The organism is Flavobacterium palustre (assembly GCF_014639535.1).
Lineage (GTDB): Bacteria > Bacteroidota > Bacteroidia > Flavobacteriales > Flavobacteriaceae > Flavobacterium > Flavobacterium palustre.
Genome location: NZ_BMGA01000001.1, coordinates 661,960 through 687,073, shown reverse-complemented (window position 1 = coordinate 687,073; position 25,114 = coordinate 661,960). Strand labels below are relative to the sequence as shown.

Annotated in this window: 17 protein-coding genes and 2 tRNA genes; 7 read left to right on the top strand and 12 right to left on the bottom strand. The window is 35.7% G+C overall.

Features of this window, described 5'->3' with window-relative positions:
• The first annotated feature begins 367 nt into the window (after positions 1-367).
• From IEV84_RS02835 to IEV84_RS02825, 3 genes are all read left to right on the top strand, one after another.
• Positions 368-4,936, top strand: coding sequence for a pectinesterase family protein (locus IEV84_RS02835; RefSeq protein WP_188492213.1), 4,569 nt, complete (start codon positions 368-370; stop codon positions 4,934-4,936).
• Positions 4,937-4,941: 5 nt separating this feature from the next.
• Positions 4,942-5,634: a glycoside hydrolase family 78 protein gene (locus tag IEV84_RS02830; RefSeq protein ID WP_188492211.1), complete on the top strand. Its 693-nt coding sequence runs from the start codon at positions 4,942-4,944 to the stop codon at positions 5,632-5,634.
• Between the two features lie 122 nt (positions 5,635-5,756).
• Positions 5,757-7,436 (top strand): rhamnogalacturonan acetylesterase, encoded by a 1,680-nt coding sequence (locus tag IEV84_RS02825; protein ID WP_188492209.1) that lies wholly within the window; start codon positions 5,757-5,759, stop codon positions 7,434-7,436.
• A gap of 346 nt (positions 7,437-7,782) precedes the next feature.
• Here IEV84_RS02825 and IEV84_RS02820 read toward each other — a convergent pair.
• The 4 genes from IEV84_RS02820 to rseP all read right to left on the bottom strand — a co-directional run bounded on the left by IEV84_RS02820 (position 7,783) and on the right by rseP (position 10,090).
• Positions 7,783-7,859, bottom strand: a tRNA-Asn gene (locus tag IEV84_RS02820).
• 327 nt (positions 7,860-8,186) lie between these two features.
• Positions 8,187-8,498: a GIY-YIG nuclease family protein gene (locus IEV84_RS02815; RefSeq protein ID WP_229732577.1), complete on the bottom strand. Its 312-nt coding sequence runs from the start codon at positions 8,496-8,498 to the stop codon at positions 8,187-8,189.
• A 40-nt stretch (positions 8,499-8,538) separates the two neighbouring features.
• Positions 8,539-8,612 (bottom strand) — tRNA-Asn (locus IEV84_RS02810).
• Between the two features lie 134 nt (positions 8,613-8,746).
• On the bottom strand, positions 8,747-10,090 hold the full coding sequence (gene rseP / locus IEV84_RS02805; protein ID WP_188492207.1) for an RIP metalloprotease RseP: 1,344 nt from the start codon (positions 10,088-10,090) through the stop codon (positions 8,747-8,749).
• Between the two features lie 152 nt (positions 10,091-10,242).
• Between rseP and IEV84_RS02800 the strand changes: the two genes are divergently transcribed.
• The 3 genes from IEV84_RS02800 to IEV84_RS02790 all read left to right on the top strand — a co-directional run bounded on the left by IEV84_RS02800 (position 10,243) and on the right by IEV84_RS02790 (position 13,919).
• Entirely contained in the window at positions 10,243-11,316 is a 1,074-nt protein-coding gene (locus IEV84_RS02800; protein ID WP_188492205.1) for an NADH:flavin oxidoreductase/NADH oxidase, read from the top strand.
• Between the two features lie 110 nt (positions 11,317-11,426).
• Positions 11,427-12,467, top strand: a complete 1,041-nt coding sequence (locus IEV84_RS02795; RefSeq protein ID WP_188492203.1) for a Gfo/Idh/MocA family protein — start codon at positions 11,427-11,429, stop codon at positions 12,465-12,467.
• 237 nt (positions 12,468-12,704) lie between these two features.
• Positions 12,705-13,919, top strand: a complete 1,215-nt coding sequence (locus IEV84_RS02790) for an MFS transporter (protein ID WP_188492201.1) — start codon at positions 12,705-12,707, stop codon at positions 13,917-13,919.
• Positions 13,920-13,942: 23 nt separating this feature from the next.
• On the opposite strand, the gene IEV84_RS02785 is transcribed toward IEV84_RS02790, so the two are convergent.
• The 5 genes from IEV84_RS02785 to IEV84_RS02765 form a co-directional block, all read right to left on the bottom strand.
• Positions 13,943-14,569: a hypothetical protein gene (locus IEV84_RS02785; RefSeq protein ID WP_188492199.1), complete on the bottom strand. Its 627-nt coding sequence runs from the start codon at positions 14,567-14,569 to the stop codon at positions 13,943-13,945.
• An 86-nt stretch (positions 14,570-14,655) separates the two neighbouring features.
• Positions 14,656-16,530: a M1 family metallopeptidase gene (locus IEV84_RS02780; protein ID WP_188492197.1), complete on the bottom strand. Its 1,875-nt coding sequence runs from the start codon at positions 16,528-16,530 to the stop codon at positions 14,656-14,658.
• A gap of 90 nt (positions 16,531-16,620) precedes the next feature.
• Positions 16,621-18,243: a S8 family peptidase gene (locus IEV84_RS02775; RefSeq protein WP_188492195.1), complete on the bottom strand. Its 1,623-nt coding sequence runs from the start codon at positions 18,241-18,243 to the stop codon at positions 16,621-16,623.
• Between the two features lie 155 nt (positions 18,244-18,398).
• Positions 18,399-19,028 (bottom strand): MCP four helix bundle domain-containing protein, encoded by a 630-nt coding sequence (locus tag IEV84_RS02770; RefSeq protein WP_188492193.1) that lies wholly within the window; start codon positions 19,026-19,028, stop codon positions 18,399-18,401.
• Between the two features lie 123 nt (positions 19,029-19,151).
• Complete coding sequence (locus IEV84_RS02765) at positions 19,152-19,727, bottom strand: porin family protein (protein WP_188492192.1); 576 nt, start codon at positions 19,725-19,727, stop codon at positions 19,152-19,154.
• A gap of 276 nt (positions 19,728-20,003) precedes the next feature.
• Between IEV84_RS02765 and IEV84_RS02760 the strand changes: the two genes are divergently transcribed.
• Positions 20,004-21,965: a transglycosylase domain-containing protein gene (locus IEV84_RS02760; RefSeq protein WP_188492190.1), complete on the top strand. Its 1,962-nt coding sequence runs from the start codon at positions 20,004-20,006 to the stop codon at positions 21,963-21,965.
• A gap of 158 nt (positions 21,966-22,123) precedes the next feature.
• Here IEV84_RS02760 and IEV84_RS02755 read toward each other — a convergent pair whose 3' ends face one another.
• The 3 genes from IEV84_RS02755 to IEV84_RS02745 all read right to left on the bottom strand — a co-directional run bounded on the left by IEV84_RS02755 (position 22,124) and on the right by IEV84_RS02745 (position 25,090).
• On the bottom strand, positions 22,124-23,161 hold the full coding sequence (locus IEV84_RS02755) for an aldo/keto reductase (RefSeq protein WP_188492188.1): 1,038 nt from the start codon (positions 23,159-23,161) through the stop codon (positions 22,124-22,126).
• A 154-nt stretch (positions 23,162-23,315) separates the two neighbouring features.
• The gene (locus IEV84_RS02750; RefSeq protein ID WP_188492186.1) at positions 23,316-24,257 is read right to left on the bottom strand and encodes an OmpA/MotB family protein; all 942 of its coding nucleotides are present in this window, start codon (positions 24,255-24,257) and stop codon (positions 23,316-23,318) included.
• Between the two features lie 68 nt (positions 24,258-24,325).
• Entirely contained in the window at positions 24,326-25,090 is a 765-nt protein-coding gene (locus IEV84_RS02745; protein ID WP_188492184.1) for an exodeoxyribonuclease III, read from the bottom strand.
• Positions 25,091-25,114: the final 24 nt, after the last annotated feature.

The window sequence follows — 25,114 nt, the reverse complement described above, 5'->3', positions numbered from 1 at the left end:
ATGGTAAATATGAAGAAGGAACAATTGTAAATACGACAGCAAATGGTAACAGGGTTGTTAATTTTTTTACAATGGCAAGATATTTCTGCAAATGCAAGCAGATTATTGTTGTTGTCAACAACCTAGAACAGCGGCGTAAATATAGTTTTATACCACATAAGTTGTCAACAATGCAAATGCTAAAACTGGATATATGACAACTTTTTTTGCGTAACATGAGTAATTAACATTTAAACTTTAAATATATGAAGAAAAAAGACTCTTAAATTGAACTAATAGGCCTCCAGTATGGATTTTAATTTGTTAAAATTTATACGCAGGACAAAATATAAACTATTTAGCAAAACCAAAAAAAACCAAAAAAATAATGAAAAAACAATACTTTATGTTCTTGTTGCTGATACTCTTTTCAGCAATGGGATTTTCGCAGACCATTCAAAAAATTGAAGCAGAAAGTTTTAATACAGCTTCAGGCGCAAAAGCCGAAAATAATGCTGCACTTTCCGGAGGAAAAAATGTTGGGTATATTAAAAACAATACCTGGATTAGTTTCACCGGGCATGTATTTAATCAATACGACACTAGTTTTAATATAGCGGCAGCCGGAGCAACCGGAGGAACTATTGAGTTGCGATTGGGTTCATCCACAGGAACTTTAATTGGGACAGTCACAGTATCCGGATCGACATCATTTAGCGATTACAAAATGTTTTCGACAACAATCATTCCTACAACCGGAACACATGATTTATTTTTGGTCTTTAAGCATCCAACAAATACGGGTTACTTATTCAATTTAGATTATTTAGAAAAAGTAACGACTATTCCGGGTGCTATTACTTATACGCTGGCAACTAATGTGAGCCCTGTTGCATCGGGCACAGTTTCTTCGAATCCCGGAGGAGGTAATTTTGTTGATGGAACGGCAATTACGGTAACCGCAAATAAAAACTTCGGATATAATTTTGTTAGATGGACAGATGGTAACGGAAATCCTGTTTCAACAGCAAATCCATATACTTTTACAATCACTTCAAATTCAACTCTTGTTGCAGAATATGCTGCAGTGAATACCTATACCTTAAGCGTAAACGTAGCAGGCGCTTTCGGTTTAGGTGAATATACAGTTTCCCCGGCCGGTAAAGATGGCGCGTTTTCTGTTTACGAAACAGGAACTAATGTTACCATAACAGCTGTTGAAAATGATATTATTAAATTCAACAACTGGTCTGATGGCTCAACAGCTTTAAGTGCTTCGGTACCCATGACTGAAAACAGAAGTATCACAGGAACTTATGATAATGCAACATTTATCGCAGGCTGGACCTTCAAGAATGACCAATATGCTAATCCTAGGGTGGCCGAGTTGTATTCTAATGTTGATAATAGACCACAAATATCCGCTTATAATGTTGCAGACAATGTTTTTGCTCCCAACGTGAGACTTCAAAACAGGGGTGGAAAAAATGGGTTTTGCGTTTGGAATACTGATAGAGGGAATTTTTTCTATTTCATGACTTCATTTTCAACGGTTGGATATAAAAATATTAATGTCTCGTCTGGACTTATTGGTCTCTATTATGGCTGCGACGAGTGGACTTTCCAATATTCGCTGGATGGCGTGAACTTTATAGATATTTCTAGCTTAACTACCATAAATAAAAATACAATCACACCAATTGGCGGAACATTGCCGGTTGAGGCAGAAGGAAAAGCAAAAGTGTATCTCCGATGGTTTCCTAATGTTGCGGGTCCAAAACATGGATTACCCGCAGACGGAATCACATTTGACGTTACAGCGACGGTTTTATCTAACGTTATTGTAAAAGCTGATGAGGTTTTAGTTATTGACACCATTGCTCCAATTCTTCAATCTACTCTTCCTGCGGCAGCTTCAACTACGGTTGGTACTTTTGGAAAAATTATTTTGGCTTTTGATGAGAAAGTTCAAATTGCCCCAGGGACTACGGCTACATTGGGAAGTAAAACCCTGACTCCTGAAGTTGTGGGAAAAACAATTAGTTTTCCTTACGTGGGCTTGGATTACAATACCAATTATACTTTTACGCTTACTGGAAGCAAGGTGTCTGATTTGTCAGGAAACACCTTGACTACGCCTATTTCTTTTAGTTTCAGTACTTTGAATAAACCAACAGTAACTAAAAAAAGATACGATTTTATAGTGGGTGTTGATGGCGATTTTGCTGCAGCAAAGGCAGCGGCTATCGCAGCAGCTCCAAGCGGAAACAGGTTTTTTATCTTTTTGCCAAATGGAAATTATGATTTAGGCCTTTTGACTGGAGATGCCAAAAAAGAAACCAAGATTTCAACTCCAAATATATCTCTCATTGGACAAAGTATGGATAAAACAATCCTTTTTAATAAGCCTCTATTGGCCGATGAAGGTTTTGACGTTTCAACAATTAATTTAACAGAAACTGCAAATAATATTTACATGCAGGATTTGACTCTTATGAATAACTTAAGTTATGGTACAGGTGAATTTGGTGGACGTGGGCTTGCTCTTGAAAATATTGGAAATAAAAATATTTTGAAGAATGTGGCGCTGTTGGGAAATCAGGACACCTTTTTTACGGCTGGCCAAAAGATTTATCTTGAAAACGGTGAAATCCACGGTACGGTAGATTTTATATACGGAAGCAGCGATGCTTATTTCAAAGGATGTTTACTCTATTTAGAAAACAGAGGCGGTAATGTTATTACAGCTGCATCAACTCCTGCAACTGGTAGGGGATTTGTTTTTAGTGACTGTACCATAGATGGAGCTGATATTAACAAAGGAACATATAGCTTGGGTCGTCCTTGGCATGATGCTCCACAAGTGGTTTTTATCAATACTAAAATGAATGTATTGCCCAAGGCTGAAGGTTGGTCTGCATGGGGAACTTTACCCAAAGTTTATGCAGAATACAATAGTATGACTGCCACAGGCGGTCTTGTCGACTTGACCAACAGAAAATCTTATTATACTAATTACGATGGTGGTTCAGTAACTCTTAATCCAGTACTTACACCAACAGAAGCAGCTAATTATACTGTTGAAAATGTTTTGGGGAGTGACGGATGGCAACCTAATCTTTATACGGATCAAATCACGGCACCAGTTGTAACCAAGACTGCAACATCATTAACATGGGCAGACAATAACTACGTTTTAGGTTGGGCAATTTTTAAGAATGATATTTTTGTTGATTTCTTGACTACCAATAGTTATAATTTTACTGCAACGGGAACTTATAAAGTTAGAGCTGCCAATTCCATGGGAGGACTTGGAACTGCATCAAATGAAATAAATGTTAACTGTTTTGGTGCTTCAGCCAACCCTATCAGTTCAGCGGCAAATAGCACAGAAGTTAATGTGGGCAGTACACTTCAATTATCACATGAAATTACCGGTGGGTCATGGACAAGTAGTGCAACTGATAAAGCGACTATAGATGCAAATGGTTTAGTTAGCGGGCTGGCTATAGGAACTACTACAATTACGTATACATTATGTAATAATTCAGTAACAAAAGAGATTGTTGTTATAGCACAAAACTTAGATAATGATAATGACGGGGTGAATAATAGTTTGGATTTATGTCCGAATACTCCGGCAGGAGAAACAGTTAATGCATCGGGTTGTTCTGCGAGTCAGTTAGACGATGATAATGACGGAGTGAAAAACAATTTAGATTTATGTTCGAATACACCAACAGGAGCATCAGTTAATGCTTCAGGATGTGCTCAAAGTCAATTAGACGATGATAATGACGGAGTGAAAAACAATTTAGATTTATGTTCGAATACACCAACAGGAGCATCAGTTAATGCCTCGGGTTGTTCTTCAGGTCAGTTGGATGATGATAATGACGGGGTGAAAAATAACTTAGATACTTGTCCTAATACTCCAACAGGTCAAACTGTAAATGCTTCAGGATGTGCTCAAAGTCAATTAGACGATGATAATGACGGTGTGAAAAACAACTTAGATACTTGTTCTAATACTCCAACAGGTCAAACTGTAAATGTTTCAGGATGTGCTCAAAGTCAATTAGACGATGATAATGATGGCGTGAAAAACAACTTAGATACTTGTCCTAATACGCCAACAGGAGAAACTGTTACTACTTCTGGTTGTTCTTCTAGTCAGTTAGATGATGACAATGATGGAGTTAAAAATAATAAAGATCTATGTCTAAATACAACATCTGGTGCAACAGTTGATATTAATGGTTGTTTTACATTGCCTTCCGATAATTTTACCATTGAAACTGTCGGAGAAACCTGTGCTGGTAAAAAGAACGGTAAAATAATCATAACAGCTAAAAAAGCATTGAATTATACTACAGTGATTAACGGAGTAACGTATAGTTTTACTACTGCCAAAACAATTGAAAATGTACCCCCTGGAATTTATGATTTTTGTATTGATGTTGCTTCTGATTCTTATAAGCAGTGTTTTAATGTTGTAGTGGAAAGCGGAACGAATGTTTCAGCCAAAACTACAATGGTTTCAGATAAACTTTCGGTAGATATCGAGCAGGGTACGGCTCCATATACAGTTTTGGTAAACGGGAAAAATGTTCTGGAAACCACTGCTTCTTCTTTTTCTGTAGATGTAAATCCCGGTGATGTAGTTCAGTTACAAACAGCTATCGCTTGCGAGGGAATAATCAATTCAAAAATTGATGTATCAGGAGTAATTGCATTTCCAAATCCGACTAAAGGACTTTTTGAGATAGCTGTTCCGGTTATCCTGGATAAAGTAAAAGTGGAAGTTTTCGACGTTAATTCTCAACTGATTTCTTCTGATGTTTACAAAGTAAATAATGGAAAAGTACAAATGAATCTTGAAAATAGAGCTACAGGGGGGTATTTTGTAAAAGTGTATTTGGATGAGCTAGTGATTTTAAAAATTATAAAACAATAATAAAAATGAAAAAGTATATACTGACCTTGTTTATTGGATTATTACTTATTTCTTGTGGAGGAGGAGATGATAGTTCGGATGTTACTAAAAAAAATAAAGCCCCTTCAATTCCAACTTTAATTGCTCCGGCAAATAATTTACTATGTATTGATAATTCTGTTGCTTTTCAATGGAATGCTGCATCTGATCCGGATTCAGACGCCATTACTTATCAAATTGAAATAGCAAAAGATAATCAGTTTTCGCAAATTAATTATACCAATTCCAGTACGACTCCGGGTAAAACAATTTCACTGGGAAAAGGTGTACGTTATTACTGGAGGGTAAAGGCAATAGATTCTAAAAACTTGTCAGGTAGTTATTCTTCTGTATTTCAATTTTATACTGAGGGTACTGCTTTGACCAATCATTTGCCTTTTGCCCCGTCTCTTGTCAAACCTGAATTGTCGTCCGTTGTAAGTGATAATTCGGTTGTGTTAGAATGGATTGCTTCTGATGTAGACGCGAATGACGTGCTGACTTATGATGTATATTTTGGAACGACAAATCCGCCTACAGCAAAAGTTTCTTCCGGTCAAAGCTTAAAAACCTATACTCAAAGTTTAAATGCTTCAGGTACTTTTTATTGGAGTGTAGATGTTAAAGATAATAAAGGAGGAATATCAAAGGGACAAGTGTGGCAATTTGTTAAGAATTAATTGCTTTTTAAAAGTATATAAAGCTATTTGGAATTAATTTTTCGAATAGCTTTATATTTATATTTTTCTAAAATCAGTATGTCATCTGGTTTAATATTTATTACAAAATAGAATAATAACGAATGAATAGAATTAAAATTATTGTTTCTTTTTTCTTAATGTTTCAGATGTATGGAATGGATAAAGATATTGAATCAAAAAGAGTTGTCAGGCTGCATACAATTGGTGATTCAACAATGGAGGAACAAAATCCAAATGTAAAAGATCAAAGGGGTTGGGTTCAGATGTTACCCAATTTTTTTAATGAGAATTTGGTACTGGTTAATCCTGCAAAGTCAGGTACAAGTACAAAATCCTATTACAATGGAGGTTACTGGGAACGAGCAAAAAAAGCGATTATGCCAGGCGATTATGTGTTGATTCAATTTGGTCATAATGATGAAAAGCATAACGGGTTAGATGGGGAAATAGGTACAGTTCCCAGTACAACTTATCGCCACTATCTCAGACTTTATATCAATGAAGTCCGAGCATTAAAAGCCTACCCTGTATTGTGTACGCCTGTAGTACGTAAAATGTTTGGAAAAGATCATATGTTAACCAGAAGAGGGAAGCATGATCTAGGCGAATATTATGCAGAACATATTAATACTTCATTTGATGTCAAAGATACCATCGCATTAAATTATTCTGTTAATATGGCTTTGGTGGCAAAAGAATTGAACTGTCCTTTAATTGATATGACGAGTGCCACCAAGGAGTTAGTTAACTCAATTGGCGATAAAGAAGCTGCACGACAAATTTATTCTTTACCTAATGACGGAACTCATTTTGGATCGAATGGCGCTTTACTTTTTTCAAAACTTTTTATAAAGGAATTAAGGAAAAATAATCTCCTTACCACCTACCTGAAACCAGAAGGAGGATTGATTACAAATACATCGGTAATTTCCATGAAAGACATTTATCTGGGAACAGAAACATATCGTGTTTTTGACTTGATTTATGCAGCAAAAAATAAAAAGATACAAGGGAAAATAAATGTTGAAGCGATTGGAGATTTTGAAGTTTCCACTAAAAAAGATATTGGTTTTACCAAAATTAAAGAACTATTGCTTGATAAAGATTCTTTAAACGATTTTAAGCTGCATATCAGAATAATTCCCAGACAAACGGGAGATTTTAAAGATCGTATAAAATTATACGGACCCAACAGTGAAGTTCAATATATTGAGTTGTCAGGGAATGTTTTAGCTGTGCCAGACAACAAGCCTATAAAGTTATTTTATACACTCTCAAATAATAATAAGCCTAATGTGGACGGTCCAATTCTGGGATTTGTTCAAGACTGGAAAGGATTAAGTTTGGGAAAATATGCTGTTTTAGAAAATGCAGCGGATAATTTTAAAACTACAAAAGTCCAACACCTCAATTTGACCAGTGAAAAATGGCCAAATAATGAAATAGACCTCGTTCGTTCCCGATATATTCAGTTTGGATTTAAAACTTCTGAAAATGCAAAAGTAGTAACGAAATCCGTAGATTTTTTTATAGGTGGTGGATCTAATTTTAGAATTATAGCTTCAACGGATAGTGATTTCAGTCATGAGATTGTAGTTGGAGAAGAAACAAATATTACTTCTGACACTATGAAAAAGTATTCTTATTTAATGAATCAGAAAATTGAAAGTGGACAAAGTTTATATGTGCGAATTTACCCATGGACGAATCAAACAATAAAACATCAATCGATTAGTATAAGTAATTTTACAATTGACGGAATGAGTTTTAAAAACAAATAAATTAGAACAGAATATAAATCTACTCCTTATGTTTTCCTTTACTATTAGTATTTTCGTTAATAGGTGTAAATAGTGGAATTAATGTTTTCAAATCGACAGCAAATGATACATGATTTTTGCCACAATGATAATAAGCGAAAAAAACATCTTAAAAAATGACTATTTTAGTAAGAATGAAAAAAAATAAAAGACTGAAGTATAATTTACCCTGAAAATTTAATTATAGAAAATGACGGTTTTCGAACCAATTCCCGTAATGAGGTAATCGACGTCATGTCCAGTATTTGCGGTAGTTTGGAGAGTATGGAAACAAAAAAAGCCATTCTGAAGAATGGCTTTTCCAATATGGCTCCCCCTCTTGGGCTCGAACCAAGGACCCTCTGATTAACAGTCAGATGCTCTAACCAACTGAGCTAAGGAGGAAACTGTATATTTAATATGCGTAAGGAACGTATTTGTTTGCCAGAGCAATTAACTCTTAGCGGTTGCAAATATAAGATGTTTTTTGAATGTGGCAAACAAAAGAGTTGTTAATTGCTAATAGAATTCAGAAAGTTTAGCGCAAAAAAAAAGACCATCATTGCTGATAGTCTTTTCTAAAAAAAAAGCTTCTCCGCCGCGGCGGACTCGAACCTGGTTCGGAATATGTCTAAAACAAAAAATCCAGTCTAAATGAATAAACTGGATTTCTTTAAAAAAGCTCCCCCTTTTGGGCTCGTTCCGATAGCTATCGGAACAAGGACTCTCTGATTAACGATATTTAAGTAGTAGTTTTTCGGAAATTTCAGGATATTTTTTGAGATTAGAAATGTATGTTTTGCTTTTCATGTCTTTTATGTGTCGCTCTATTTTTCTTGCTTGAAAAATATCGGTACATTCAATAATATGAAATAATACCCAGTCATTGGCTATTTTAGTGTATGAGTTTTCAAATATACCAGAGTTGTGCCATTGCAATCGAAGTTCAGTATCTGAAGTTTCACCTATGTAGAAAGTATCTTTATCTGAAGAATAAATAATGTAAACAAAGTGCATACGATTCTCGTCAATAAGTTTAAACAAAAAAAGCCACTCAATTTCTTGAATGGCTTTCTAAAAAAAGCTCCCCCTCTTGGGCTCGAACCAAGGACCCTCTGATTAACAGTCAGATGCTCTAACCAACTGAGCTAAGGAGGAAACTGTATATTTAATATGCGTAAGGAACGTGTTTGTTTGCTAAATTTCAGCTGTGAAAGTTTGTTCTTAGCGGATGCAAATATAAGACGTTTTTTGAATGTGACAAACAAAAAACGAAATTTTTTCCATTTTTTTTACTTGCCGACAACCGCCTTGTAAATATCGTTTCCGTTAGCAAATAGCAACAGGGTGATAAGTAAAACGAAACCAACCATTTGAGCATTTTCAAGGAATTTGTCACTTGGTTTTTTGCCTGAAATCATTTCGTACAATAAGAACATCACATGACCCCCGTCTAAGGCAGGAATAGGCAATAAGTTCATTACTCCAAGCATAATTGATAGTAAAGCGGTAATAGTCCAGAATACTTCCCAGCTCCAGGTATTTGGGAAAATATTATAAATAGCAGCAAATCCACCTACTTGCTTGTATGCTCCGGTGTCAGGATTAAAAATCATTTTCAATTGTTTCCCATAACCAATTAATTGATTTTTCCCTTTTTCAATTCCTACAGGAATAGATTCAAAGAAACCATAGTTTTGAACACTTACTTTGTAATAGCCTAGCTTTTCCAGAGAGTCGATTCCTAAGCGTGCTGTTTTAACACCTAGTTTTCCTTCCTTGTTCACTATAACCTGAACTTGTGTTTCTTTTTGGTCACGCAAAACAACAGCTGGAATTGTTTTTCCTTTGTTGCTCTCTAAAATAGTTTTGGCCTCATCAAAGTATTTTGTTTTTTGACCATTCAATGAAAGTACAATGTCTTTAGGTTCTAAAGCGGTGTTTTTAGATTCTTCGGTGACAGCACCAATTACAAGTGGCATACGGATAGAAACAATAGGACTTTTTTCATGTCTAGATAATTGGTCAACAATATCATTAGGCATTGTTATCGTTTGTTGAACTCCGTTTCTTTCAATCAGAACTTCTTTACCCATTATGATTTTCATGTTGATATCATTGTCAAATTTTGCAATTTCACTTCCATCTACAGCCAGAATTTTATCTCCCGTTTTAAAACCGGCTTTAATCATGGCAGGGTTTTCAATTAAAAGTCCGTCTTTTAAATCAGCATTCGCAATATAAGTATCGCCATAAGCAAATGCCATCCCGATGTAAATGATAAAAGCCAGAATAAAGTTTACTGTAACTCCGCCCAACATAATAATCAAACGTTGCCAGGCCGGTTTAGAACGAAATTCCCAAGGCTGTGGAGGCAAAGCCATTTGCTCTTTGTCCATGCTTTCGTCAATCATTCCCGAAATTTTCACGTAACCACCCAGTGGTAACCATCCAATTCCGTACTCGGTTTCGCCAATTTTCTTTTTTAGCAGCGAATATTTTACGTCAAAAAACAAATAGAATTTTTCGACTCTGGTTTTAAATAATTTAGCAGGAATAAAATGTCCTAACTCGTGTAATATAATTAATAATGATAAACTCAATAAAAATTGAGAAAGCTTGATAATTATTTCCATTTTTTAATTTCGGTTCTTAATATATTCGGCTAAAGTAACATTTTCTGTTTTAGTGGCAAAAATTTAAAATTAGCTTGGGTAATAAATGTTTGTTAATAATTTTCATTTTGCTTTGCGAAGCGTAACTTTACGTTTCTCTAAAAATAAATAGTATGGCATCTTTATTATTTTCTCCACTGTCGATAAAAAGTATTACGCTAAAAAACAGAGTTGTGATTTCTCCAATGTGCCAATATTCATCAATTGATGGTTTTGCTAACGATTGGCATTTGGTGCATTTAGGCAGCCGAGCCAGCGGCGGAGCGGGGTTAGTTATTCAGGAAGCAACGGCTGTTGCTCCCGAAGGACGGATTTCACCTGAAGATTTAGGAATTTGGAAGGACGAACATATAGAAAAATTGAAAGCCATTACCGCTTTTATCAAAAGTCAAAATGCTGTTCCGGGCATTCAATTAGCGCATGCCGGACGAAAAGCCAGTGTTTCGTCGCCCTGGAAAGGCAATAAAAAACTCCAGTCTTCAGAAGGTGGTTGGCAAACTATAGCTCCATCTGCGATTCCTTACCATGATACCGAAGCTTTTCTTCCGGAAGCTTTGGACAAAAACGGAATCCAAAAACTAATTTCCGATTTTAAATCGGCAACCAAAAGAGCTGTCGAGGCGGGTTATGAAGTATTGGAAATTCATGCCGCTCATGGTTATTTGAATCATCAGTTTTTATCGCCTTTATCGAATAGCAGAACCGATGAATACGGTGGTAGTTTTGAAAACCGAATCCGTTTTACAATGGAAGTTCTCGAAGCAGTACAATCCGAATGGCCTGTTGATTTGCCTTTATTTGTTCGAATCTCAGCTACCGATTGGGCAGAAGGAGGCTGGAATATCGAAGAATCCATTCAATTTTCTGAAATTTTAAAAGAAAAAGGAGTGGATTTAATCGATGTTTCTTCGGGAGGTTTGGTTTCGCACCAAAAAATTCCGTTGGAGCCGGGCTATCAGGTTTCTTTTGCTGAAAAAATTAAAAAAGAAACAGGGATTTTAACCGGAGCCGTTGGTTTGATAACTGAAGCAATTCAGGCAGAGGCAATTTTGCAAAGCGAAAAAGCTGATTTGGTTTTATTTGCCCGGGAATCGTTGCGAAATCCTAATTTGGGATTGGATTTTGCGAGAGCATTAGGAGATGATGTGGTTTGGCCTCCACAATATGAAAGAGCGAAACAAGAATAATTTAATAATTGAAACCATTAAGACATTAAGTTTTTTAAGACTTAAGCTTAATTTTTCTTAATCGCTTAATGGTGAAAAAATAATTTTTAATGTTTTACAAATAAAAAACTATGAAAAAAATAAAAGCAGCCTTACTTTCTTATGGGATGTCGGGGAAAGTGTTTCAGGCACCTTTTTTAGAATTGCATCCGGGTTTTGAATTATTAGGTTCCTGGGAAAGAAGTAAAAAATTAATTCAGGAAGATTATCCTGAGGTAAAAAGCTATGCGTCTATTGACGAAATATTAGCTTCAGATGCGGATTTGGTAGTGGTAAATACGCCAATTGATACTCATTTTGAATATGCAAAAAAAGTCCTTGAAGCAGGAAAACACGCGATTGTCGAAAAAGCTTTTACGACAACTGTAGCCGAAGCGCAGGAATTGGATGCTTTAGCTAAAGAAAAAGGATTAAAGTTAGCTGTTTTCCAAAACAGAAGATGGGACAGTGATTTGAAAATGGTACGCCAAATTTTATTAGATGGGGCTCTGGGCGAAATTGTGGAAGCCGAATTCCATTTTGACCGTTACAATCCGCTTTTGAGTCCTAAAGCACATAAGGAAACCGTGAATTCAGGTTCCGGAATTTTGAAAGATTTGGGTCCGCATTTAATTGATCAGGCTTTGTATTTGTTTGGTTTTCCAAAAGCTGTTTTCGCTGATATCAGAACTACCCGTGAAAACTCGGTAGTAGATGATTGGGTAGATTTATTATTGTATTATGATGATTTGAGAGTTCGCCTGAAAGCGAGTTTCTTTGTGCGCGAACCGAATCCTGCTTATGTGATTCACGGTAAAAAAGGTTCGTTCTTAAAACCGCGTGGTGATGTTCAGGAAGACGATTTGAAAGTAATGAAAAAACCAAATTTGGATTCCTGGGGAACAGAACCGTTGGACAAAGAAGGTTTTTTACACACTGAAATTGACGGCAGAATCATGCACGGAAAAATACCTACGCTTAAAGGGAATTACTACGACTTTTTTGATGGGGTTTACAATTCGATTGTTAATGATACAGCCGAGCCTGTAACCGCTGAAGATGGCGCAAAAGTGATGCAAATTATTGAAGCTGCCATCCAGAGTAATAAGGAAAAAAGAGTAGTCGATTTATAAAATATTTCAGTTACAATTTATAACCGCAAATTCGCAAATTAAATGAAATCTGCGAATTTGCGGTTTTTGTTTTTATTGAAATCTGTGCTAATCTGCTAAAATCCGTTTCATCTGCGTTCCATCTGAGCATAAACTTATAAACGATAACGATGTATTATTGCCTGCTTCAGTCAAATTAACAGGCTGTCAAAATTGCTTTTCGTATTTTTGCAGTTCAATCCCTAAAACACAAAGCCTTTGTTACGATTAAATTTTATAGGAAGCTTCAGAGCACAAGGAAAAATCAAAAAGAGTTTTAGAAATGCGAAACTTTCTTATTTGAACAGAGTCCGTTTTGCCGTGGCTTCTTTTTATTTCGGAATGGGATTGTGTTTTGCCACTTGGGCGAGTAGGATTCCGGATATTAGGGTAGCACTTGATCTTAGTGATGCCGATTTGGGATCTATTCTTTTTGCTTTACCGGTGGGGCAGTTGACCATGATGGCTTTTTCGGGAAAATTGGTTACTCGTTACGGCAGTCATCGTTTGGTGGTGTTATCATTGAGTATGTATGCTTTTTGTCTGACGAATTTAGGTTTGGCAACCAATGCCTGGCAATTGGCTTTGGGATTGTATGTTTTTGGGATGTTTGGTAACATGAACAACATTGCCGTAAATACTCAGGGCGTTTATACTGAACAGCTTTTTAAAAGAACTATTATGGCTTCGTTTCACGGCGTTTGGAGTTTTGCCGGTTTTACCGGAGCTTTGGTTGGACTGGGAATGTTGGCTTTGAATATGACTCCGTATCATCATTTTATTATTGTGGCAATTATCACGGCATTGCTTATTATTTTCAATTATAAATATTTGGTCAAAGCCAAAGAAAAACGAAAAATTGCCGAGAAGAAAAAATTGTTTTCAAAACCGGATTCGGCTTTAATCTGGCTGGGAATCATTGGTTTTGGTTCGATGGCCAGTGAAGGAATTATGTTCGATTGGAGCGGACTGTATTTTAAAGATATTGTTCAGGCACCAGGACCTTTAATCATTTTAGGTTATACTTCTTTTATGATTATGATGGCTACCGGACGTTTTCTTGGTGACGGGATGATCAATAAATTTGGCAGAAAAACAGTATTACAAACAGGTGGGATTTTAATCTCAACCGGACTTTTTACAGCTGTATTTTTGCCGTTTTTAATTCCTTCAACCATAGGTTTTATGTTGGTAGGATTAGGCGTTTCGACTATTGTACCTACATTGTATAGTTTGGCCGGAAAACACCCAACAATTCCTCCCGGCGAAGCTTTAACGGCGGTTTCCAGTGTGAGTTTCCTTGGGTTTTTAATGGGGCCTCCCGTAATTGGTTACATCGCCGAATTGATGGGCCTCCGATTTTCATTTGCTTTTATTGGAATTTTCGGAATTCTGATTGCCTTTTTAGTGCCAAGAATCAAGGTAATTCAATAAAATTGAGCTAATTTATAATCATTTTATTTGCGGTCATAATTGGGTGAGAAGCGTATCTCTTCTTTATTCTTTGTTATAACCGAAATACGGGTTTGTTTCAGGCAGGTTCCTTTTTCATCTTTGGTTTCACAACGTACTAAGATTTCATCAATAAGTTGGTTGTTTTTGTCTTTGACAACAATTCTGGAAAGTTCATTATTGGTGTAATAAAAATAACGGGTGTAGAAAGTTGTAAAATTATCTGCTATTTTATTGATGGTTCCGTCAGTATTGTAATGATATATGCTTTCGTTTTCCTTGTATTGTTTTCGGGTATAGCAGCTAATGCGTTCCCGTTGACCGGGTTTCCATCGTGTTTTGCAATAATAGGTTTCCTTACCGGGGTATAATTCGACAATAAACCATAATTTCTTTTTGGTTTCCTGCAATACATTGCCGTTGATATCCATCGTTTTAGAATGTTTGATGCGACCATTTGCAGTAAAAGTCATTTCTTTTTTTTGCAAAAGTTGTTGCTGATTATCGACTACTTTGTATGTTTCTTCCGTTGCCGATTGTAGGCCTTCGGGTAGCAGCTGTGTTTTAATGTACTTTTTTGTAGCACAGGATTGCAGTGTCAGAGCCAGGATAAAGAAAAATAAAACTCTCATAATCATAAAGTTTAGCGGAATACTAAGTTACGGATTTTAAAAGTTTTAAATTTCAGTTTACCAAAAAACATATTGCAAGGTTGAATTTATTTCACTTCAAAACTATTATTTTCTAATTTAACATCGGCCATTAAACCGCTGGGGTCAATGGTGATTTTTTTGATGCTGTTTTTAGGTTTTGGAATCGTGAATTCATATTTTGGATTTGCCCAGGTCCAATCATTTAAAACGGTTCTTTTGATGGCCGGATTAGGATTGGCTTTTTCAAAATACATCATGCGCAGCGGAATGTAAAAACTTTCTATCGTTCCATCCACATATTCGAGCTGTATGTCAATTGGCATGGGTATTCTGCCAATTCGTTCTAAATTTACAATTGTTTCTTGGCCATTTTCTGTAATTGCTGTAATTCCGTAATCGATGGTATTGGTGGTTTGTGTCCAGTCGGTTAAATACCAATCGAGTTCCGCTCCCGAAACTCGTTCGGCAGTTCGTTTAATATCATTGGGTGTAGGATGTTTGAATTTGAAATCCCTGTAAAAACGTTTAATAGTTTCTGCTAATTTATCCTGACCTATTAAATAGCCTAATTGCGACAGGAAAATACTTCCTTTGATATAAGACGAAATACTGTAAGGTCGGTTCTCGTCGTATCTGTCGCTATGGGTGGTTTGCGGCTGTTCCTTGCCTGAGTTTACTAAATTAGTATAAAGAAGGTAATTTTGTTTAAAGGGATTTGGTGCTTTTACAACCGCCATTTCATTTTTAATTAAATTTTCGACATAAGTGGTAAAACCTTCGTCCATCCAGGGGTGTTTGGATTCATTAGATGCTAAAATATGCTGGAACCAGGAGTGTCCCAGTTCGTGCGTTGCGGTACCAAAAATTCCTTCCAGTGTACCGTTTCCCAGAATCAAAGTACACATGGCATATTCCATTCCGCCGTCACCACCCTGAATAAATGAATATTGTTTGTAGGGATAATTGCCAATATTTTTATTGTACAAATCCATTGCTTTCACCATTAGTGGTTGCAGTTTTTTCCAGTTTTCAATTATTTTTGGGTTGTTTTTGTATAAAAAATGCAAATCCACATTGTTAGGACCTTTGACTATATCATGCAGGTATTCCTTGTCGGCAGCCCAGCTAAAATCATGGACCATAGGAGCTATAAAATGCCAGCTTAGTTTTTTGGTTTTCTTAGGATATACTACCTGAACTCCTTTGTCCTGATAACCATGACCTATCTGGTTAGGATTTTGCAAATAACCGGTGCCTCCCAAAACATAGTCTTTGTCAATGGTGATTTTTACATCAAAATCACTCCAGACTCCGTGAAATTCTCTTGCAATATAAGGATCGGTATGCCAGCCTTCGAAATCAAATTCGGCTATTTTAGGATACCATTGCGTCATAGAAAGTGCCACACCTTCGGAATTATTCCTGCCCGAACGGCGAATTTGAACCGGAACCTGTCCGTCAAAATCCAAAGTGAAAGTAGTTTTGGAATGGGGTAAAATGGGCTTAGCCAAAACGACTTCTAAAATTGTTCCTGTTGTTTTTATTCCCGTTGCAATACCGTCTTGTTTAAAATTTCGGATGTTTAAATAACCTATTTCATCAGCTTTTAAATTTTTTAAGCGGCTTTCTTTTACTTCAACGCCATCAATATTGGTTTTAGTTATCATTCGGGCATCGGGATCTTTGATGTTTCGGACTCTGAAATCCATCTCACTTCCCGGTTGAAAAGCATTATTGTACAAATGGTAATATACTTTTTTTAAAGTATCCGGAGAATTATTGGTATAAATTAATTGCTGTTTCCCTTGATAACGGAAGTTATTTACGTCCATAACAACATCCATTTTATAATCTGCTTTTTGTTGCCAATACGTTGTGTTTTGGGCAAAAAGTGAAAAACTATTCCATACAATACAAGCTGTTAAAAGGATTGTTCTCATAGATGTAAAAAATTATTCTTTCCCGATTTCATTTGTATCCAATAAAAAAATGGAAGAATGTTGTCGTTCTTCCATTAGATTATTATGTTTTTATTTTTTTGCCATTGTATTAGCCATTAAAATGGCATTGTAGGCGTTTACTATTTTTCCTGTTTTAGATAATTCATTAAACGGACGAATGTCTTTTGCATTTCCACCTACAATTACTTCTTTATTAATTGCCACCCCCGATTCCATTATAATCTGTTTTACCTGAGCTGCTTTTAATTTAGGATAATAAGAACGGATTAATGCTGCAACTCCGGCTACATTAGGCGCAGCCATTGATGTTCCTTTTAAAAATTTATATTCGTTATTTGGAATAGAAGCATAAATTTTTACTCCCGGAGCAAAAACATCCACATTGATTTTTCCAATGTTAGAAAAACCGGCTATAATGTTAGTTCCATATTCAAAATTTAAGGCGCCTACTGTAATCAGATTGTCTGAAAACTCGATTTTTTTATCTTCAGAATCATTAGGGAAATTGTCAAAATAGTCAATGTTTTTAGCGTCATTTCCTGCGGCGTGAATGATGAGTACATCTTTTTCGGCTGCGTATTTTATGGCATCAAATACCCATTTTTTGTGTGGCGAAAAGGATTTTCCAAAACTTCCGTTGATTACTTTTGCGCCATTATCTACCGCATAGCGAATGGCCAGAGCAATGTCTTTGTCGTATTCGTCTCCGTCAGGAACAGCGCGCACGGTAAGAATGGCCACATTGTCGGCAATTCCGTCACCTCCTATATTGTTATTTCTTGCCTGAGCAACAATTCCCGCCACATGAGTTCCGTGAAGTGCTTCTTCTTTATCAGGCCCTATTACATTATTGTTACCATATTTAGTATCCGAAATATCATTTGGATTGTCACCAAGTACCTTTCTGTAATCCGGTTTTAGGTTGTCGCCGTTTATGATGGATTCATTTTTTTCGATTTCTTTTTTGAAAAAGTCTTCCAAAGCTTTTGTACTCATGCCGTAAGCAAACATCTTTTTCATGACGGCTTTGCTTTTTTGAACCAAATCATCCTGCGATTCTATTGCGTCCAATTCTGCTGCGGTATAAACATTTTTCGATAATTGTTGTGCGATAACCTTATCGGCTTCCTGCATTTCGCTCAAGAGATTGGCGTAGTGGTTTTTATACAAAGGAGCTTCGGCTACAACTTTGTCGTTAAATTTTTTGGCTGCCTGATAGGTTGTTTCGTCAGTAATGCTTTTGTCTTTAACAATTCTTTCGTATTCTAAATTTTCTTTGGTAATATCGCCTAAAAAATTCCATCCGTGAATGTCGTCAACATAGCCGTTTTTATCATCGTCAATATTGTTTCCCGGAATCTCTTTTGGATTGGTCCAAATGACCGATTTTAAATCTTCGTGTTCAATATCTACGCCTGAATCGATAATGCCAACAATTACTTTTTTTGCTTTTCTGTTTTGTAATAATTCGGCATAAGCTCTGTCCACACTCATCCCCGGAACAGTATCTTTTATAATGTCAAAATGACTCCAACGCTTTAATTCGGTTTCAGTTAAAGGCTTTTTTTTAGTAATACCTCCTGTTTCGGTTATCGCTGTAAACGATTTGTAATTAGGTAGTTTTTGAGCTCCACATCCGGCTAAAACCAAGGCCGACAATAGTGAAAGAAAGAGGGGTTTTATCGTATTCATACAATTCGCATTTTTAGTCCATTTCAAATATAGATTAAAAAATAATTTTTCTATTCTAAAAATAGCGGGATTAACACTAGATTAAGATATGTTCAAAAGAAAAACATGCAGGAAATTTTGATTATAATGCGTTTTTTCAAAACGGGAAGTTGGTCTTAATTCATGCTTGGTTCTTCGGGGATTTTTATTTTGACTTTCATTTTTTTCAGCACGAGTAAATAAGCCGAAAGACAGGCTAGAATGATATACAATGCAATCTCAAATTGCGCAAAAAACCGATTGCCATCATGCAGGGCATTGGCTATTATCAGTGCCGTTTTGCCTTCATCAACCTGAATTCGGGCTAAAATTTCTAAACTAGCTAAAGTTTGTTGGTTTAATTGGATTATTTTTTGCCAGTTTTTGTCTTTATTTTGGTTTTGTATAGCAATACATTGATTTTGAAAAATCCGAAATTGTTTTTTTTCTTCCGGAGTTAAAATCGTTTTCAGGTATTTTTTGTCAATTTCATGGATTGTTTTTAAACGGTTCCGAACCAATTGCTGCTTATCCGAATCGATTGTTTTTAAGCTGCTTACCGTTTCTTTAATTTGATAAATTGCATGAGTATATTGAAGAATATAATGGCTAACCATTAAGCGATCATTGTAGATTGCCTGAATCGTTTCATTGGTTTTTTTGGAATTCAATCCCATGAAATAATTGCTTATTAAAAGCAAAATGGTTACAAAAATCAGCACTGCTGCCGCTTTTGTATTTCTGTTAATGCTATTGATATCTTTCATGGATGGTGTAGTTTAGTTATGAAAGATAAGCCTTTGTTTTTGATTTTAAAACACTTAGCTGTAACTAAGCATAAAAAAAACCACGCGATTGGCGTGGTTTTTAATCAGTATTTCTATAAAAAATTAGAATTTATATCCTACAGAAGCCTGGATTCCAAAACGATTATTTCCTTTTGGACCGTTTTGTAAGTCTAAGAAATTATAGTTGTATCTTGCCTGAATAAAAATTCCGGAGTTAAAATCATAAGCTAAACCTGAAACAGCAGCAATGTTGTATTTTCTTAAAATATCATTAGCATCCTCTCCGTTTATGTCAGATTTTACAATAACACCCGCTTGTGGTCCTAATTCCAAAGACAAACCTTTAACAAGGTAAAATTTAGCAATAACCGGCACAGCGATTTCGCTAATTTCTAATTCGTTGCCACTGTTGTTTCCATTTCCGTCAAAACTATATTTAGAAAAAGAATACAAAATCTCAGGTTGGATAGCAAAAGCATCACAAAATTTGAATTCAGCAACTAATCCTGCATGGTATCCTACTTCGGGACGTAAATCATAAACAGATTGGCTTCCTGTTGATAACCAGTCGTAATTAGCTCCTGCTTTAACTCCTAATTTTACAGTTTCTTTTGTTTCCTGAGCATTTGTAAATGCAAATGCTAGAACGGCTACTACCGATAAAATAACTTTTTTCATGTTTATTTTTAATTTTTTTTTGAGTGTGCAAATTTAGATAAAAACACTCATTAACCCCAGTGTTTTCGGGGGTTTTAACATATTTGTATAGCTTGTTGAGTCACAGTGTTTTATTCGTAAAATAGCAGTTGTGACACTTAGAAACTAAAAATTTTTAGATTTTTTTGTTTCTAAATTTGTCTCCAATACAAAGCATTTCCTAAACTTTAAGTTAAGTTTCTGAATCCAATAAAAAAAGTTGCTATTTTAGCTTTTTGCCAAAATGTTATCCAATTCATGAAAACCCGAAGACAAAAAATAATCTTAGTTGCTAAAATTCTTGTTGCTTTTTTATTCATTACCATCATTGGACTTTTTAGTTTCAGAGAAATGCTTTTGCAGCAAATTATCACTAAAACGGCTAACAAGATGGAAGTGGATTACAACAGCCGTTTTGTAGTAAAAAAAGCTGCTTTCGAAGGACTTTCGGGTATCAATCTTACCGATATTACTTTGGTTCCCAGAAATGCTGATACCTTGTTTAATATCCAAAAAATCAGAACGTCTGTTAATATTTGGCGATTAATATTTGGCGACGTTCAATTAGGAACTTTAGAAATTAAAAACGGTTATGTTCAGTTAACCAAAAAAGGAAAAGTCAAAAATTTTGCTGCTTTTTTAAAAAGGAATAAAGATGAAGAACAAAGTACCGATAAAAAAGATTATGCCGCTTTTGCCTATCGTATTATTTCCAGAGTACTCAATTTGATTCCCACTGATATGGACGTTGAAAATTTAAAATTCAAACTCAACGACAACGGGAAAAAAGCGACTATCGACATCAAAAAATTAGTATTGGCGAATAAAGAATTAGAAACTTCGATACATGTAAAAACCAATACTTTTGCTCAACGCTGGAAAATAAAAGGTTTTGCCGACCCAAGACGCAAAAAAGCGGATATTCGATTTTTTAACATCGATACAGGTGCCATTAAAGTACCTTATTTTGACGAACGATACAATTTGATTTCGAGCTTTGATTCCATTCGGTTAAATATTGAAAATATAGATAAAAGCGGAGGCGAGCTCCATATTGACGGCTTTAGCTCGATAACCAATTTAAAAATCAATCATAAACGAATTGCTCAAAAAGATGTACTGATTAAAAATGCCCGTTTTGATTATCGCCTGCTTTTAGGTTCTGATTTTGTTTCGGTGGACAGCAGTTCTACGGTGCAATTTAATAAAGTAAAATTTCATCCTTATCTGGCTTACGAAACAGAAGAAGATACTATTTATAAGCTCAAAGTCAATATCCCGAAAATGAAAGCGCAGGATTTTATCACTTCGCTGCCTGATGGTTTGTTTACGCATTTTCAAGGCATGGAAGCCGAAGGAACTTTTAATTATAATCTGGATTTTGAATACAATAAAAACAAACCCAACCGTTTGATTTTTGACAGTAATTTAAAGAAAGAAAATCTCAGAATTACAAAGTATGGCGAAGCCAATTTAACTAAACTCAACGGCGAATTTGCTTATAGAGCCATCATTAATGGTGTGTTGCAGCGTCCGGTTTTAGTGGGTACAGCCAATGCGAATTATACGCCACTTGACCAAATTTCGCCTTATTTGCAAAAATGTGTTCTGACTACCGAAGATCCTTCATTCTTTTCGCATCGTGGTTTTATAAACGAAGCCTTCAAACAGTCAATTGCTAAAAATATCAGAACCAGAAAATTTAGTCGGGGAGCAAGTACCATTAGTATGCAATTGATTAAAAATGTTTTTCTGACCAGAGAAAAAACGCTGTCCAGAAAACTGGAAGAAATTTTATTGGTTTACATCTTGGAAAACAACCGAATTGTGAGCAAAAACCGTATGTTGGAAGTGTATTTTAACATTATCGAATGGGGGCCAAATGTGTATGGAATAGGTGAAGCAGCACAGTATTATTTCCAAAAAATGCCGATTGATTTGACTTTTAACGAATGTTTGTTTCTGGCACGTGTTATTCCAAGTCCGAAAAAATTCATGTATCAGTTTAATGACGAAGGCAATTTGAAAGCATCGGCAATGAATCAGGTTTCTTTCCTGACTAATCTGATGATAAAACGCGGATTGCTTACGGTTGATGATACTATTTTCAAAAAACAACAAACGGTTTTAACCGGTCCCGCTAAATCACTACTTCGCATAAAAGTAAAAGATACAGCTGTTGTTGATTCTCTGAAAATTGATGAAGAATTTGAGTTTTAATTTTTGTTTGAAACATTCAAAAAATTTGATAAAATAAACCATTAAGAAATTAAGTTTATGAAGAAGAGTTTTTCTTAACAATCTTAATTTCTTAATGGTTTGTTTAAAAAATTGGTGTGTCTTTGCGTAAAGACTTGGTGCCCTTTGTGGTTAAAAAATTAAGGTGCCGGATCAGGAATTACAGCATGAACGGCATTGATTTCGTTGATAATCTCCTCTGATAAAACCACATCAATTGAAGTGATGTTTTCTTTCAGTTGTGCCAAATTAGTCGCTCCAATAATATTACTGCTTACAAATGCCTGTTGGTTTACAAAAGCCAGAGCCATTTGTGCTAATGAAATGCCGTGTTTTTTTGCAATCTGGCTATAGGATTTAGTTGCCTCAGTACATTCGGCACTATTATATCTTGAAAATTGAGGAAAGAGTCTGATTCGGGCATTAGGATGATCAAATCCGGTTAAAAATTTTCCGGACAAAACTCCAAAAGCCAATGGAGAATAAGCCAGTAAACCTACATTTTCTCTCATGCAGATTTCGGCTGAACCTCCTTCAAAAAGGCGGTTTAGTAAAGAATACGGATTTTGAACCGTTTTAATTTTTGGCAAATGTTTGTATTTACTTTCTTCCAGAAAACGCATGATTCCCCAGGGTGTTTCATTCGAAAGTCCGATGTGTTTGATTTTCCCTTCTTTGATGAATCCTTCTAAAGTTTCCAGCACCAATCGGATGTTGTCTTCCCAAACATCATCCTGAACTTTAAAACCGCGTTGCCCAAAGAAATTGGTTTTTCGCTCCGGCCAGTGCAATTGGTACAAATCGATATAATCCGTTTGTAAACGCTGCAAACTCTTATCTAAAGCGTATTTGATGCTGGCAGGCGAAAAATCATTCTTTTCACGCATGTAACCAAAGTTTGGATTAGGTCCGGCAATTTTTGAAGCCAAAACAATCTCCTCTCTTTTTCCTGATTTTTTAAACCAGGTTCCGATAATTTTTTCGGTACTTCCATAAGTTGCCTGACGCGCCGGTACCGAATACATCTCGGCGGTGTCAAAAAAATTAACTCCTTTTTCCAGAGCATAATCCATTTGGGCATGACCATCGGCTTCTGTGTTTTGTTCGCCAAAAGTCATTGTTCCCAAACATATTTTGCTCACTTTTATATTCGTATCAGGTAAGTTTGTGTATATCATTTTTTTTTAGATGCTAAGTTTCTAAGGGACTAAGTTAATTGAAAACAAATATAAAAATTAGTTATTCTGATTACGATTGCCCTTTTTATATTTTTAACAAAAAAAGGTTCGAAGCAGTACTTCGAACCTTTTTAGCTTTTATTTTAATAAATCTCTAATTGATTTCGTTCAACATCTCGGCAATTTCGTCTAACCTTGGTGTTAAAATAATCTCGATTCTGCGATTCTTCGCTTTTCCGTCAGCCGTTTCATTAGTAGCCAAAGGCGAAAATTCCCCTCTTCCGGCGGCAGTCAAATTCTTTTTGTCGATTCCTTTGTTTTCGCTCAAAATCCCCACAATTGCAGTGGCTCTTTTAGTTGATAAATCCCAGTTATCAGCAATTGGTCCTGAACCGCCATAAGGATCGTTATCGGTATGACCTTCAATAAGTACGGCAATATCCGGATTGTCAGCTAGTACTTTTCCTAATTCAACTACTGCTTTTTTACCTTCTGAACTCACTGCCCAACTACCGGAATTAAAAAGCAATTTGTTCTCCATAGAGACATATACTTTTCCGTTTTTTTGTTCTACTGTCAAACCTTTGCCTTCGAAACCGTTTAAGGCTTTGGATAAGGTTTCTTTTAGTTTTCGCATCGTAGCTTCTTTAGCCGCAATCATGTCTTCTAATTCTTTCAGGCGTTGTGCACTTTTGCTTAAGCGTTCCTGTTCAATAGACAGCGCTTTTTGTTTGGCTTCCAATTCTGCTAATAAATCACGATTCTTTTTCAAGTTAGATTGCAAAGCATCGTTGCTGTTTTTTTCCAAAGCATTGTAAGAATCCTGCAAACGGGCTATTTTTTCGTTTAATGCTTTTTGATCGGTGGTTAATTTATCACGTTCGGATTTCAATTTCGCCAAATCGTTTTTCAAAGCATCACGCTCTAATTCCAATTGATTTTTATCTTTCAAAAGCGCCTCATTTTCATCCGATAAACTTCTGTTTTCTTTCTTTAAATCGGTGTATTTGTTTTCTAAATCGGTGTAGATTTTTTTAGAAACACAAGAGGTTGAAAGCGCTAAAACTAACAAGCCTAAGGAAATTTTTTTTATCATTTTTATTTAATTTTATTGGAACCTAATTGTTTTTTGACATTGTCATTGATATTGCAATTGGTATTAATTTATTCTATATCTACAAGAACGGGACAATGGTCAGAATGTTTTGCTTCGGGCAAAATAAGTGCTTTTTTAATTCGGTCTTTCAAAGGTTCGCTAACCAAACAATAATCAATACGCCAGCCTTTATTATCTGTTCTGGCAGTTTTTACACGTACTGTCCACCAGGAATAATTGCCGGGTTCTTTGTTTAAAAACCGGAAACTGTCAATAAATCCATTTTTAAGAAAAGCATCCAGCCAGGCACGTTCTTCGGGAAGAAAACCGGAGACTTTTGCATTTCTAATTGGGTCATGAATATCTATGGCTTCGTGACAAATGTTGTAATCACCACAAATGATAAGATTTGGAATTTCCTTTTTCAAATCATTGATATAATTTTGAAAATCATCCATAAACTGAAACTTATGGTTGAGTCTTTCAATATTAGTCCCTGATGGCAAATAAAGGCTCATAACTGAGAAATCATCAAAATCAACACGAACATTTCGTCCTTCGAAGTCCATGTGCTCAATTCCTGTGCCATAAATTACATTTTTAGGTTTTGTTTTTGATAAAATAGCAACACCGCTGTAGCCTTTTTTTGTAGCCGGAAACCAATAATGATAAGGATATCCTGCCATTTCAAAATCCATTAACGGAAGTTGATCCGGTGTGGCTTTAATTTCCTGAAGACAAACCACATCGGGTTTTGCCTGTTCTAACCAATTGATAAATCCTTTTGAAATTGCCGCCCGAATTCCATTGACATTATAAGATACAATTCTCATTTATTTTCTTTTTTTGATTCCCAA